Below are 13,290 nucleotides of genomic sequence, written 5' to 3' on the forward strand. Positions count from 1 at the left end.
GGCTGCGGCCCGGACGTACGGCTACCCCGTAGCGGCTCCCTTGCGCACGACCCGTTGCGGCTGGTGGGCCCAGGAGGAGGGCCCGGGACGGGTCGGGCGCAGAGCGAACATGTCCCACGTGTGATTTCCCCCTCGCCGTCCTCCGCGAAACGGCAGGGTGCGGGATGCTGGCGATAACGTTCGTTCACCTCCCCGGCAATGAAGCGCGGGGGTCGCATGTGGAGGCAGAGATGGGTGTGACCGGTCCGATCCGCGTGGTGGTGGCCAAGCCGGGTCTCGACGGCCACGATCGCGGGGCCAAGGTGATCGCGCGGGCGCTGCGTGACGCCGGCATGGAGGTCATCTACACGGGGCTGCACCAGACGCCCGAACAGATCGTGGACACGGCGATCCAGGAGGACGCCGACGCGATCGGCCTGTCGATCCTCTCGGGCGCGCACAACACGCTGTTCGTGAAGGTCCTGGAGCTGCTGAAGGAGCGCGACGCGGAGGACATCAAGGTCTTCGGCGGCGGCATCATCCCGGAGGCGGACATCGCGCCGCTGAAGGAGAAGGGCGTGGCGGAGATTTTCACGCCGGGTGCGACGACGAAGTCCATCGTCGACTGGGTGAACGCGAACGTCCGCGTCGCCGCGTAGTCCGACGTAGTCGGCGAAGCGGGGCCGGAACCTCGCGTAGCCCCGGCGGGCGGGACCCTTACTGCGGGTGGGGCCCTTACCCCGGGTATCCCCCGGCGGGCGGGGCCGCGAACCGGGGCCTTCGCGGTGGCCCGGCCGGGCCACCGCGCGGTATCGGCGGCTCAGGGGGTGAGTTCCGTCAGCATCTGGGATCTCAGGCGCAGGGTGGAGACCAGGCGCTGGAAGGCCTCCGACCAGTAGCCGCCGGCGCCCGGGGAGGCGTCCTCCGGTTCAGGGGCGAGGGCGGTCAGGGACTCCAGCTGGGGCGCGGCCGCGGGGGACAGGCACCGTTCCGCGAGGCCCATCACGCCGCTGAAGCTCCACGGGTAGCTGCCCGCGTCCCGGGCGATGTCCAGGGCGTCGATCACCGCCCCGCCCAGCGACTCCGACCAGGGCACCGTGCAGACGCCCAGGAGCTGGAAGGCCTCCGACAGTCCGTGCGCCGAGATGAACGCCGCCACCCAGCGGGCCCGTTCCTCGTCCGGGAGCGTCGAGAGCAACTGCGCCCGTTCCGCGAGGGACGATGTGCCCGGGCCGGTCGCCGGCGGGGTGGACGGGGAGCCGAGCAGCGCCCGTGACCAGTCGGCGTCCCGCTGGCGGACGGCCGCACGGCACCACGCCGCGTGCAGTTCGCCCGCCCAGTCGTCCGCGACCGGCAGCGCCACGATCTCCTCGGCCGAGCGCCCGCCGAACCGTGCCGGCCAGCACGACAGCGGCGCCGAGTCGACGAGCCTGCCCAGCCACCAGGACCGCTCGCCCCGGCCCGTCGGCGGCGTGGCGACGACTCCGTCCCGCTGCATTCCGGCGTCGCACTCGTGCGGCGCCTCGACCACGATCGTCGCGCCCCCCTCCGTACGGTCCAGGGAGACGCAGGACGTCGCGCGGTCCGCCATCCGGCCGGCGAGCGCCGATCCGGGCAGGGCGGAGAGCAGTTCGGCGGCGGTGGACCGCACGTTACGGCTCCGGTCGGACAGGGCCTCCTCCAGGAACGCCTCGTCCGCCGCGGAGAGTCCGGCCCGCAGCGAGTCCAGGAACATCAGCCGGTCCTCGGCCCGCTCCGCCGCCCAGGTGGACCGCAGCAGGGTGAGGGCGGCCGCCGGATCCTCGGCCCGTACGGCCGCGAGCAGGGCGACCCGCTCGGCGAACAGGCCCTCGTCCCACAGCGCCTCGACCGCCTCGCCGTCCCCGGCGTCGGGGAGCGCGGCGCCGCTGCCCGCCCCGCGCAGGGCGAACTTCCAGTCCGCGTTGAGCCGGGCCAGCCACAGACCGCGCGGCCCGGCGAGCGCCAGCGCCTGGGGCCGTAGGTCCGTACGGGCGCGGGCCGCGTCGAGGAGGGCGGGCAGCGCGGACGCCGGTGCCTTGTAGCCGTGTTCGTTGGCGGTGGCGAGCCACTGGGGGAGCAACTCGGTCAGGTCGGGCGCGGCCCCCCGCCGCCCGCCGGACGGGGCGGGGGCGGCCCGGCCCGCGAGGAGCTGGCCGAGCCTGCGCCGGGCGGCCTCGGGCAGCGGTCTGCGGCGGTCCTCCGGCGCGGGCTCGGGAGCCGGGGCGGCGGGCCCGGGCCGCAGGCCCGCCCTGCGCCGTACGGTGTGCAGCGCGGCGGCGTCGAGCAGCGCGACGGGAGCGCCGCCGGGCGCCGCTGCCCCCGGGAGCGCGGTGAGCGCGGGCGGCCGGCGGTCCGTGCCGAGCAGCGCCGAGGTGACGAGTTCTTCCCAGGCGTCCATGGAGTCTCCAGGCTGTCGTACCGAAGGCTGTCGTACCGATCGAAGGCCGACCGAGGTTCAGTGGAGCGGGACTTCAGTGGAGCGGGACCGTCTCGCCCGGGGCGTCGGCCGACCAGGCGGCGAGCGGGGTGACCCCCCGGTGCCCGCACTCACCGAAGACGGTCACCGGGCCGCCACCGGAGAGCGCGGCGAGCCGCCACAGACCGGGCCGCCCGAGCGCGCTGCCGCTCACCGGCAGCGCCTCGCCGGGGGCGTCCGGGCGGTCGGCCGCCGCGTCGGCGAGCTGCCAGCCGTGCTCCGTCGGTATCGGGACCACGTCGGAGAGCGTCACCGGCCAGGAGTCCAGCCAGGGGTCCTCGCGCAGGGCGAGGCCGTAGGCCGTGAGCGCGTCGCCGACCGTGCCGCCCCGGGGCGGGGCTTCGAGCGGGGCCGGGGCGGCGAACCGCTCGCCCAGCTCGGCCCGGAGCGCCCCCGCGCCCGCGTGGAGGGTCAGCGCGGCATCCACCACCACACCCACGGGCAGCGCCAGTTCGGGCGCGCGACCGGCCGCCCCGAAGGAGAGGAGCAGCGCCGTGCGTCCGGTGGCCCGGCCGTGCAGCCAGATCCGGCGGGTCGTCAGCTTGCCGTCACCCGTGTCGTACTGGGCGAGGACGAGCCACTGGTCCCGCACCGAGGGGCCGTCGGCGGGCGCGGTCAGACCCACCCGGGTCCGTACGGTCGTGGCGAGCGGGCCGGGCAGCCGGTCGACGGAGAGCCAGGCCCGGTCCAGGAGATGCGTCAGCGCGCACTCCTCCAGGAGCCGGACCGGCCAGCCGGGCCCCGAGCCCGGTATCGCGCCCAACTCCCGGACCCGGCCGGCGAGGCCCGGCGCCTGGGCGTCGACCATCCGGGCGGCGGTCTCCTCCCACAGCCCGTACCCGGCCTGCTCGGCCGAGGCCAGGCCGCCGCGCAGCAGGTCGGTGAGGCGTTGCTCCAACTCCTCGGCGCCCGAGGTGATCCGCGCCGACCGCCGCTCCGCCCTGCGCCGCGCGGCCTCGGGATCGGCGCTGGCGGCCTGCCCCGTCCCGTCCGCGCCGCGCGTCCGGGCGGCGGCGCGCTCGCGTCTGCCCGCCAGCCACCCGTCCGCCCAGTCGGGCACGTCGGCGGACGGGGCGACGGCCTCCGGGTCCGAGGCCCAGAGCAGCAGCAGCCCCAGCGCGTGCTTGCACGGGAACTTCCGGCTGGGGCAACTGCACCAGTACGCCGGGCCCGTGAGGTCGACGACCGTCCGGTACGGCTTGCTGCCGCTGCCCCGGCACAGCCCCCAGACGGCCCCCTCGCCGGTGCCCGTGCCGGAGCCGCCCGTGCCCGTGCCGGCCCACGGTCCGGCCGTGCCGAGCTTGCCTCCCGCTTTGCGCGACGGGTCGTCAGGAGCCAGTGCCAGCACCTGATCCGCCGTCCAGCGCACCCCCTGTGTGTCCATGCCCTCGACGGTAGAGGGCACCACTGACAACGGGCCGGACCTGGCGTTTCGAAGCCGCCGGACGGGCCGCCCCGGACGTTTGACTTTGCCAGCTCTTTACGATTGTCTGCCGGGGCCGATCACAGAACTCCGCCTGGGGGGACCCACCATGAAGCGCAACATCCGCACCGCCGTCTCGGCGCTCGCCGTCACCGGTCTCGCGTTCGGCCTCGGTGCCTGCTCCGAGGCTGCGAACAAGGCCGCCGACCAGGTCGACAAGGCCGTCAACGAGACCTACGAGGTCACGTACGAGGTCACCGGCAAGGGCGTCGAGTCGATCGACTACCACGGCGGCAGCGGCACGGCCATGGAACCGAAGCTGGAGAAGGAGACCAAGCCCACCACGCCGTGGAAGAAGACGGTGACGCTGAAGGGCATCATGCCGGCGGCCGTCATGCCGATCGCGCTCGACCCGTCCGACCTCACCTGCAAGGTCATCCACGAGGGCAAGGTCATCAAGGAGGCGAAGGGCCAGGAGGCGATGGCCGGCGGCTGTGTCGCGGTCTCCCCGATCGCCGGCTGACACCTCTCCGGACAGCGGGAGTTCGCCCCTGACCTGCGGCGACCGCCGACTGTCAGAGGCATGGTGCACGGTGGATCCCACATCAGGTCGGAGAATCTGGAGGGGGATCCATGACCGTGTCCGAAACCATCGCGAGCGCCGTGCCCGGTGCCGGCACCGGCACCGCTGCGGGCGCCGCCGCCCCGGCCGCGCCCGGCGCCGCGGACCTTGGTTCCGAGGCCCTGCGGCCGCACGCCGAGCACGCCTTCGCGGCCGAACTCAAGGCGCTGGCCGCCGCCGACGACCGGCCGCGGCCCGCCCGCTGGCAGCTGTCGCCGTGGGCCGTCGCCACCTATCTCCTCGGCGGGACGCTCCCCGACGGCACGGTGATCACGCCGAAGTACGTCGGGCCGCGCCGGATCGTCGAGGTCGCCGTAACCACGCTCGCCACCGACCGGGCGCTGTTGCTGCTCGGCGTGCCCGGCACCGCCAAGACCTGGGTGTCCGAGCACCTCGCCGCCGCCGTCAGCGGCGACTCGACCCTGCTGGTCCAGGGCACGGCCGGGACGCCCGAGGAGGCGATCCGGTACGGCTGGAACTACGCCAGGCTGCTCGCCCACGGCCCCAGCCGGGACGCGCTCGTGCCCAGCCCCGTCATGCGCGCCATGTCCGAAGGGATGACCGCCCGCGTCGAGGAGCTCACCCGCATCCCCGCCGACGTGCAGGACACGCTCATCACGATCCTGTCCGAGAAGACCCTGCCCATCCCGGAGTTGGGGCAGGAGGTGCAGGCGGTACGGGGCTTCAACCTCATCGCCACCGCCAACGACCGTGACCGGGGGGTCAACGACCTCTCCAGCGCGCTGCGCCGTCGCTTCAACACCGTCGTGCTGCCGCTGCCCGCCACCCCGGAGGCGGAGGTCGACATCGTCGCCCGCCGCGTGGACCAGATCGGCCGCTCGCTGGACCTCCCGGCGGTTCCGGAGGGCGTGGAGGAGATCCGCCGGGTCGTCACCGTCTTCCGCGAGCTGCGGGACGGGGTCACCGCCGACGGCCGCACCAAGCTCAAGTCCCCTTCGGGGACGCTGTCCACGGCCGAGGCGATCTCCGTCGTCACCGGCGGCCTCGCCCTGTCCGCCCACTTCGGCGACGGCGTCCTGCGCCCCGCCGACATCGCCGCCGGCATCCTCGGCGCGGTCGTCCGCGACCCGGCGGCGGACCGTGTCATCTGGCAGGAGTACCTGGAGACGGTCGTCCGGGAAAGAGACGGCTGGAAGGACTTCTACCGCGCGTGCCGCGAGGTGAGCGCATGACGTCGCCTTCGGCGCGGGCGACCCTGGCGTCGGAGGCGCGGGGCGACGGGCCGTTGTTGCTCGGGGTGCGGCATCACGGGCCCGGGTCCGCGCGTGCCGTGCTGGGGGCGCTGGAGGCGCGGCGGCCGGCGGTCGTGCTGATCGAGGGGCCGCCCGAGGCGGACGGGCTGCTCGCGCTCGCCGGGGACGACGGGATGCGCCCGCCGGTCGCGCTGCTCGCCCACGCGGTGGACGACCCCGGGCGCGCCGCGTTCTGGCCCTTCGCCGAGTTCTCGCCCGAGTGGGTGGCGATCCGCTGGGCCCTCGCCCACGGCGCCGCCGTCCGGTTCATCGACCTGCCCGCCGCCCACACCCTCGCCGCCACCGACCCCACCTGGGGCGACGGCGACGAGGACGAGACCCAGCAGGGGCTGCGGATCGATCCCCTCGCCGAACTCGCCCGGGCCGCCGGATACGACGACCCCGAGCGCTGGTGGGAGGACGCCGTCGAGCTGCGGGGCGCCGCCGACCCCGTCGCCCCGTTCGAGGCGCTCGCCGACGCCATGGGCGCCCTGCGCGAGACGTACGGCCACGGCGGCCACGCCCGCGACCTGGTCCGCGAGGCGTACATGCGGCTCCAACTCCGGGCCGCCCACAAGGAGTTCGGGGACGGTGAGGTGGCCGTCGTCTGCGGCGCCTGGCACGTGCCCGCGCTGACCCGCCGTACCACCGCCACCGCCGACCGCGCCCTGCTCAAGGGCCTGCCCAAGGTGAAGACCGAGATGACGTGGGTGCCCTGGACCCACCGCCGCCTCGCCCGCCGCTCCGGCTACGGCGCCGGCATCGACGCCCCCGGCTGGTACGGACACCTCTTCGCAGCCCCCGACCGCCCGATCGAGCGCTGGATGACGAAGGTCGCGGGCCTCCTCAGGGCCGAGGACCGGCTGGTGTCCTCCGCGCATGTCATCGAGGCCGTACGGCTCGCGGAGACCCTCGCGGCGATGCGCGGCAGGCCGCTCGCCGGGCTCGGCGAGACCACCGACGCCGTACGGGCCGTGATGTGCGACGGCTCCGACGTCCCGCTCGACCTCGTGCGCGACCGCCTGGTCGTCGGCGACGTCCTCGGCGAGGTCCCCGACGCCGCCCCCGCCGTACCGCTCCAGCGCGACCTCGCCCGGCTCCAGCGCGGCCTGCGCCTCAAGCCCGAGGCACAGGAGCGCGAGCTCGAACTCGACCTGCGCAAGGAGAACGACGCCGCCCGCGGCCGCCTCCTGCACCGGCTCCGTCTGCTCTCCGTCGACTGGGGCGCACCCGTCGCCGGACGCGGCAGCACCGGCACCTTCCGGGAGACCTGGCGGCTGCGCTGGCAGCCCGAACTGCACGTCCGGGTCGCCGAGGCCGGCGTCTGGGGCACCACGGTCGAGTCCGCCGCCGTCGCCAAGGCCGAGGCCCGCGCCCAGGAGGCCACCGCGCTCGCCGACGTCACCGCGCTCGCCGAGCAGTGCCTGCTCGCCGGCCTGGGCGCCGCCCTCCCCGTCGTCATGACCGCCCTCGCCGACCGCGCCGCGCTCGACACCGACGTCGCCCACCTCGCCCAGGCCCTGCCGGCCCTCGCCCGTTCTCTGCGCTACGGAGACGTCCGCGCCACCGACACCGCCGCGCTCGGCGAGGTCGCGGCCGGGCTCGCCGAGCGGATCTGCGTCGGCCTGCCCCCGGCCTGCACCGGCCTCGACACCGACGCCGCCACCGAGATGCGCGGCCACCTCGACGCCGTCCACGGCGCGCTGCCCCTGCTCCCCGACAGTACGGAGACGGCCGGCCGGTGGACCGGCGTGCTGCGCGGGCTCGCCGCCCGCGACAGCGTGCCGGGCACCATCCGGGGCCGGGCCGCCCGGCTCCTCCTCGACGAGGGCCGGCTCGACGAGGACGAGGCCGCGCGGCTCATGGGCCTCGCCCTCTCGCCCGGCACCCCGCCCGCCGACGCCGCCGCCTGGATCGAGGGCTTCGTCGGTGGCGCGTCCGGGGGCGGCATGCTCCTCGTCCACGACGAACGGCTGCTCGCCCTGGTCGACACCTGGCTGACCGGCGTCCCGGCGGACGCCTTCACCGACGTGCTGCCCCTGCTGCGCCGCACGTTCTCGGCGTACGAACCGGGCGTGCGCCGCACCCTGGGCGAGCTGGTCGCCCGCGGCCCGGCGGCCACCGCGAGCCGCACGGAGGCCGGCACGCCCGGCTTCGGCGCCGCCCTCGACGAGGAGCGGGCCGACGGAGTCCTGCCGGTGCTCACGCTCATCCTGGGACAGACCGACCTCGTGGGGGTGGACCGATGACCGGACCGATCGACACGATCACTGCAATCACCGCAATCGGCAGGATCGACACGACAGCGCGGGACGAGCGGCTGCGCCGCTGGCGCATGGTCCTCGGCGGCGGCGAGGCAGACGGCACCGGCTGCTCGCTCTCCGGTACGGACGCCGCCATGGACGGCGCCCTCACCGCGCTCTACGGCCGGGGCGACGGCCGTGGTGACGGGCGGCCCACCGGCCGGGACCGGTCCGCCGGGCTCGGCGCCTCCGCGCCCTCCGTCGCCCGCTGGCTCGGCGATATCAGGACGTACTTCCCCAGCTCCGTCGTCCAGGTCATGCAGCGCGACGCCATCGACCGCCTCGGCCTCTCCACGCTGCTCCTGGAGCCCGAGATGCTGGAGGCCGTCGAGGCCGACGTCCATCTCGTCGGCACGCTCCTCTCCCTCAACAAGGTGATGCCCGAGACCACCAAGGAGACCGCCCGGGCCGTCGTGCGCAAGGTCGTCGACGACCTGGAGAAGCGCCTCGCCACCCGCACCCGCGCAACGCTCACCGGCGCGCTCGACCGCTCGGCCCGGATCAGCCGGCCCCGCCACCGGGACATCGACTGGGACCGCACCATCCGCGCCAACCTCAAGAACTACCTGCCCGAGTACCGCACGGTCGTCCCCGAACGGCTCATCGGCTACGGCCGGGCCGCCCGGTCGGTCAAGAAGGACGTCGTCCTCTGCATCGACCAGTCCGGCTCGATGGCCGCCTCCGTCGTCTACGCCTCCGTGTTCGGCGCCGTCCTCGCCTCCATGCGGGCGATCCAGACCCGGCTCGTCGTCTTCGACACGGCCGTCGTGGACCTGACCGACCAGCTCGACGACCCGGTCGACGTCCTCTTCGGCACCCAGCTCGGCGGCGGCACGGACATCAACCGGGCCCTCGCGTACTGCCAGTCCACGATCACCCGCCCGGCCGACACCGTCGTCGTCCTCATCAGCGATCTCTACGAGGGGGGCATACGGGACGAGATGCTGAAGCGGGTCGCCGCGATGAAGGCGTCCGGCGTCCAGTTCGTCGCCCTGCTCGCGCTCTCCGACGAGGGCGCCCCTGCCTACGACCGCGAGCACGCGGCGGCCCTCGCCGCACTGGGCGCCCCGGCCTTCGCCTGCACCCCGGACCTCTTCCCCGAGGTGATGGCCGCGGCGATCGAGAAGCGCCCGCTGCCCGTACCGGACGCCACCCAGGGGATACGGAATCCGTAGCCGCGCCGGTCCCGCGCGGGTCCGGAATCCGTAGCCGCGACACCGTCCGGGCGGACGCGCCCGGGCCCACTGAGGGCCATATCACACCCCGGGCGCCCGGTCCCTCACTTCGCGGCCGGGCGCGGCGTGAAGTGCTCGCAGCCCCGTTCCCACCTGTGTCGTGACCGTCCAGGTCACCGCCCCGGACCTCCACGGACAGCCCCCGTACCCCTACGATCTGTGACCCGTATCACCGCTCCAGCGTGACCTGCGATTTAGGGACCAACGTCCTGCGGGGATAACCTGCGGGACGGACATGCCGCGTCCACGGACACCGTGTACGCCTCCCTTGTGACAGCGCAGTCACGTTGCCCTTCGCGGCACGCCCACGCAGACAACGAACCGCGATCATCAGAAAAGGGACGGACGCGCGTGGACCTGTTCGAGTACCAGGCGAGGGACCTCTTCGCCAAGCACGGTGTACCGGTGCTGGCCGGTGAAGTCATCGACACGCCTGAGGCGGCGCGCGAGGCCACCGAGCGTCTTGGCGGCAAGTCGGTCGTCAAGGCGCAGGTGAAGGTCGGCGGCCGCGGCAAGGCCGGCGGCGTCAAGCTGGCCGCCACCCCGGACGAGGCCGTCGCCCGCGCGACGGACATCCTCGGGATGGACATCAAGGGCCACACGGTCCACAAGGTGATGATCGCGGAGACCGCTCCGGAGATCCTCGAGGAGTACTACGTCTCGTACCTCCTCGACCGCACCAACCGCACCTTCCTCGCCATGGCCTCCGTGGCCGGTGGCATGGACATCGAGGAGGTCGCCGCGACGACCCCCGAGAAGCTCGCGAAGGTGCCGGTCAACGCCGTCGACGGCGTCGACATCGTGAAGGCCCGCGAGATCGTCGCCCAGGCGCAGTTCCCGGCCGAGGTCGCCGAGAAGGTCGCCGAGGTCATGGTGACCCTGTGGGACACCTTCGTCGCCGAGGACGCGCTCCTCGTCGAGGTGAACCCGCTGGCCAAGGTCGCCTCCGGCGACATCCTGGCGCTGGACGGCAAGGTGTCTCTCGACGAGAACGCCGACTTCCGTCAGCCCGAGCACGAGGCGCTCGAGGACAAGGCCGCAGCCAACCCGCTCGAGGCTGCTGCCAAGGCCAAGGGCCTCAACTACGTCAAGCTGGACGGCGAGGTCGGCATCATCGGCAACGGCGCCGGCCTGGTCATGTCGACCCTGGACGTCGTCGCGTACGCCGGTGAGGCGTACACATCGGGGAATGGCGGCGGCGTGAAGCCGGCCAACTTCCTCGACATCGGCGGCGGCGCCTCCGCCGAGGTCATGGCGAACGGCCTGGAGATCATCCTGGGCGACCCGGACGTCAAGTCCGTGTTCGTCAACGTCTTCGGTGGCATCACCGCCTGTGACGAGGTCGCCAACGGCATCGTCCAGGCCCTGGAGCTCCTCGCCTCCAAGGGCGAAGAGGTCACCAAGCCGCTGGTCGTGCGCCTCGACGGCAACAACGCGGAGCTGGGTCGCAAGATCCTGTCGGACGCGAACCACCCGCTCGTGCAGCGTGTGGACACCATGGACGGCGCGGCCGACAAGGCCGCCGAGCTCGCGGCTGCGAAGTAAGGGACGAGGTCAGAACACCATGGCTATCTTCCTGACCAAGGACAGCAAGGTCATCGTCCAGGGCATGACCGGTGCCACGGGCATGAAGCACACCAAGCTCATGCTGGGTGACGGCACCAACATCGTCGGTGGCGTCAACCCGCGCAAGGCCGGCACGACCGTCGACTTCGACGGCACCGAGGTCCCGGTCTTCGGCACCGTCGCCGAGGCGATGGAGAAGACGGGCGCCGACGTCTCCGTCCTCTTCGTCCCGCCGGCCTTCGCCAAGGCCGCCGTGGTCGAGGCGATCGACGCCGAGATCCCGCTCGCCGTCGTCATCACCGAGGGCATCGCCGTCCACGACTCCGCCGCCTTCTGGGCGTACGCGCAGTCGAAGGGCAACAAGACCCGCATCATCGGCCCGAACTGCCCCGGTCTCATCACCCCGGGCCAGTCCAACGCCGGCATCATCCCGGGCGACATCACGAAGCCGGGCCGCATCGGCCTGGTCTCGAAGTCCGGCACGCTGACGTACCAGATGATGTACGAGCTCCGTGACATCGGCTTCTCGTCCGCCGTCGGCATCGGTGGCGACCCGGTCATCGGCACCACGCACATCGACGCCCTCGCGGCGTTCGAGGCGGACCCCGACACCGACCTGATCGTCATGATCGGCGAGATCGGCGGCGACGCCGAGGAGCGCGCGGCGGACTTCATCGCGAAGAACGTCACCAAGCCGGTCGTCGGCTACGTCGCGGGCTTCACCGCGCCCGAGGGCAAGACCATGGGCCACGCCGGCGCCATCGTCTCCGGCTCCTCCGGCACCGCCCAGGCGAAGAAGGAGGCCCTTGAGGCCGCCGGCGTGAAGGTCGGCAAGACGCCGACCGAGACCGCCAAGCTGGCGCGCGCCATCCTCGCGGGCTGACGCACGCAGGGCTGAACCGCACAGGTGGGCCCCGCCCCTCCCGGGAATCCGGGCGGGGGCGGGGCCCACTCGCGTACGTACGGCCGGTCTAGTGCGGGTCGGGGATCAGCCGCTCCGGGCCGGGGTGCGGCTGCGAGCGGAGGCTGTCGCGCAGCTCCACGTCCTGCGGGGTGAGCTGCTGCGAGCCACCGCGCACCGGCACGCCGTTGACGGTCTCGCCGGGGTGGTTGACCGGCAGGTACCGCGTCGGCGCGGTCGCGACGGTGAAGGCCGTCGCCCCGATGAGCGCCGCGGTCACCCCGAGCACCGCCCGCGTCCACATCCGCGCGCGCCGCTCGCTGCGCGTTCGTACGGTCCGGGCGTCGGCGAGCGTGGCCGTCGGCGCCTCCGCGACCAGCGCGCCGAGCCGTCGCCGGAGGGCGTCGGGGTCGGCGAGCTCGGGCACGTGCTGTCCGATGACGGTACGGGCGTGCAGCAGGCGGTTGGCCGCGGCGGGGGTGCTCGCCTCGGTCTCGGCCGCCGTCTCGGGCAGGTCGAGGCCGAGACCGTCGTAGAGCAGGACGGTACGGCGGTACGGCGGCGGCAGTTCGAGCAGCGCCGCGAGCAGGTTCCGCCGCCCGGCCTCGGTGGGCGCGACGTCCGGGTGCTTGTGGGAGCGGCGCAGCCGGTGCCAGGGGGAGAGCGCGTACTCGTACGCCGCCGCCCGCACCCAGCCCACCGGATCCCGGTCGACCGCGACCTCGGGCCAGTGCTGCCAGGCGTGGTGGAAGGCGTGCTCGACGGACTCCCGGGAGAGCCGGCGGCGGCCGGTGAGCAGGTACGTCTGGTGGACGAGACCGGGCGCGGCGTAGGCGTAGAGCGCGTCGAAGGCCTCCTCGGGGGTGAGGGAGGACCGCTCGGCGACCGGTTCGGCGGGGGGCTCCGCGGAGGGCTCCGCCGGTTTCAGCTTCTCCAGCGGTTGCTGGGCGGCCGGTGCCGGGGAGCCCGCCCGGACGGCGCGCGGCGCCTTCTGCCCGAAGCCGGATCCGGGGCCGGGTCCGGACGCGGAGCCGCTGCCCAGGCCCAGCGTGGCCGCCGCCGGAGCCTTGGGTGGTTTCGCGGCGCGCTTGGTCGCGGCTCGCGGACGCGTGTTCGCCGCAGGCCTCGCGGAGTCGGCCAATTGGGGTCTCGGCGCAGGCGAATGCGTAGGCGTAGGCGTACGCGCAGGCGCCTGCGTCGGCGCCTGCGTAGAAGTCGGATTCGGCTTCTGCGGGGGCTTGGGCTCGTCCGGTGTGGGGGAGCCCTCGTCTTCGTACGCGCCGATCAGCTTCGCGTACGCCTCCTGCTTGCGCCCACGGGGTGTCGTGCGGCCGGTCTCCCAGGAACGGACCGTGGCTCTCGTGACGCCCATGGCCTCCGCGAGCTGGTCCTCGCTCAGCCCCCTGGCCTCGCGCAGCCTGCGCCGCTCCTTGGGCGAGGGAATGCTCCGGTTCATCGGCGACGACCTCCCGCAGGGCGACTCCGGGCGGAAAAGTACATAAACGTATCTT

At 73.8% G+C, this 13,290-nt stretch carries 10 protein-coding genes; 7 read left to right on the forward strand and 3 right to left on the reverse strand.

Features of this window, described 5'->3' with window-relative positions:
* Positions 1–230 precede the first annotated feature (230 nt).
* A complete protein-coding gene (locus Q5762_RS10190) occupies positions 231–638 on the forward strand; it encodes a cobalamin B12-binding domain-containing protein (protein WP_315891678.1) in 408 nt (135 codons plus the stop codon).
* Positions 639–799: 161 nt separating this feature from the next.
* Here the strand turns inward: Q5762_RS10190 and Q5762_RS10195 are convergent, their stop codons facing one another.
* Both Q5762_RS10195 and Q5762_RS10200 read right to left on the reverse strand, forming a co-directional pair.
* Positions 800–2,398 carry a DUF5691 domain-containing protein gene (locus Q5762_RS10195; RefSeq protein ID WP_315891679.1) on the reverse strand — a complete coding sequence of 533 codons (1,599 nt, stop codon included), beginning with the start codon at positions 2,396–2,398 and terminating at the stop codon, positions 800–802.
* Positions 2,399–2,471: 73 nt separating this feature from the next.
* A complete protein-coding gene (locus Q5762_RS10200; RefSeq protein ID WP_315891680.1) occupies positions 2,472–3,860 on the reverse strand; it encodes an SWIM zinc finger family protein in 1,389 nt (462 codons plus the stop codon).
* Between the two features lie 148 nt (positions 3,861–4,008).
* Between Q5762_RS10200 and Q5762_RS10205 the strand changes: the two genes are divergently transcribed.
* The 6 genes from Q5762_RS10205 (at position 4,009) to sucD (ending at position 11,761) form a co-directional block, all read left to right on the forward strand.
* Positions 4,009–4,422, forward strand: a complete 414-nt coding sequence (locus Q5762_RS10205; protein WP_315891681.1) for a hypothetical protein — start codon at positions 4,009–4,011, stop codon at positions 4,420–4,422.
* 110 nt (positions 4,423–4,532) lie between these two features.
* A complete protein-coding gene (locus Q5762_RS10210) occupies positions 4,533–5,714 on the forward strand; it encodes an AAA family ATPase (protein WP_315891682.1) in 1,182 nt (393 codons plus the stop codon).
* Positions 5,711–8,023: a DUF5682 family protein gene (locus Q5762_RS10215; RefSeq protein ID WP_315891683.1), complete on the forward strand. Its 2,313-nt coding sequence runs from the start codon at positions 5,711–5,713 to the stop codon at positions 8,021–8,023. The genes Q5762_RS10210 and Q5762_RS10215 overlap by 4 nt, the downstream gene beginning before the upstream one ends.
* 86 nt (positions 8,024–8,109) lie before the next feature.
* Positions 8,110–9,252 carry a VWA domain-containing protein gene (locus tag Q5762_RS10220; RefSeq protein WP_315891803.1) on the forward strand — a complete coding sequence of 381 codons (1,143 nt, stop codon included), beginning with the start codon at positions 8,110–8,112 and terminating at the stop codon, positions 9,250–9,252.
* A gap of 411 nt (positions 9,253–9,663) precedes the next feature.
* Positions 9,664–10,857: an ADP-forming succinate--CoA ligase subunit beta gene (gene sucC / locus Q5762_RS10225; RefSeq protein WP_315891684.1), complete on the forward strand. Its 1,194-nt coding sequence runs from the start codon at positions 9,664–9,666 to the stop codon at positions 10,855–10,857.
* A 19-nt stretch (positions 10,858–10,876) separates the two neighbouring features.
* On the forward strand, positions 10,877–11,761 hold the full coding sequence (gene sucD / locus Q5762_RS10230) for a succinate--CoA ligase subunit alpha (protein WP_315891685.1): 885 nt from the start codon (positions 10,877–10,879) through the stop codon (positions 11,759–11,761).
* A gap of 88 nt (positions 11,762–11,849) precedes the next feature.
* Here the strand turns inward: sucD and Q5762_RS10235 are convergent, their stop codons facing one another.
* Positions 11,850–13,235, reverse strand: a complete 1,386-nt coding sequence (locus tag Q5762_RS10235; RefSeq protein ID WP_315891686.1) for a sigma factor-like helix-turn-helix DNA-binding protein — start codon at positions 13,233–13,235, stop codon at positions 11,850–11,852.
* Between the last annotated feature and the right edge of the window lie 55 nt (positions 13,236–13,290).

Origin of the sequence: Streptomyces sp. P9(2023) (assembly GCF_032436795.1) — a bacterium.
In the GTDB taxonomy this organism is placed as follows: Bacteria; Actinomycetota; Actinomycetes; order Streptomycetales; family Streptomycetaceae; genus Streptomyces.

What these genes read in the sequence shown, in the direction of transcription:
- Q5762_RS10195 (WP_315891679.1), bottom strand. Translation starts at nt 2,398, where the DNA reads ATGGACGCCTGGGAAGAACTCGTCACCTCGGCGCTGCTCGGCACGGAC.
- Q5762_RS10220 (WP_315891803.1), top strand. Translation starts at nt 8,110, where the DNA reads ATGGTCCTCGGCGGCGGCGAGGCAGACGGCACCGGCTGCTCGCTCTCC.
- Q5762_RS10200 (WP_315891680.1), bottom strand. Translation starts at nt 3,860, where the DNA reads ATGGACACACAGGGGGTGCGCTGGACGGCGGATCAGGTGCTGGCACTG.
- Q5762_RS10190 (WP_315891678.1), top strand. Translation starts at nt 231, where the DNA reads ATGGGTGTGACCGGTCCGATCCGCGTGGTGGTGGCCAAGCCGGGTCTC.
- Q5762_RS10215 (WP_315891683.1), top strand. Translation starts at nt 5,711, where the DNA reads ATGACGTCGCCTTCGGCGCGGGCGACCCTGGCGTCGGAGGCGCGGGGC.
- sucD (WP_315891685.1), top strand. Translation starts at nt 10,877, where the DNA reads ATGGCTATCTTCCTGACCAAGGACAGCAAGGTCATCGTCCAGGGCATG.
- Q5762_RS10235 (WP_315891686.1), bottom strand. Translation starts at nt 13,235, where the DNA reads ATGAACCGGAGCATTCCCTCGCCCAAGGAGCGGCGCAGGCTGCGCGAG.
- Q5762_RS10205 (WP_315891681.1), top strand. Translation starts at nt 4,009, where the DNA reads ATGAAGCGCAACATCCGCACCGCCGTCTCGGCGCTCGCCGTCACCGGT.
- Q5762_RS10210 (WP_315891682.1), top strand. Translation starts at nt 4,533, where the DNA reads ATGACCGTGTCCGAAACCATCGCGAGCGCCGTGCCCGGTGCCGGCACC.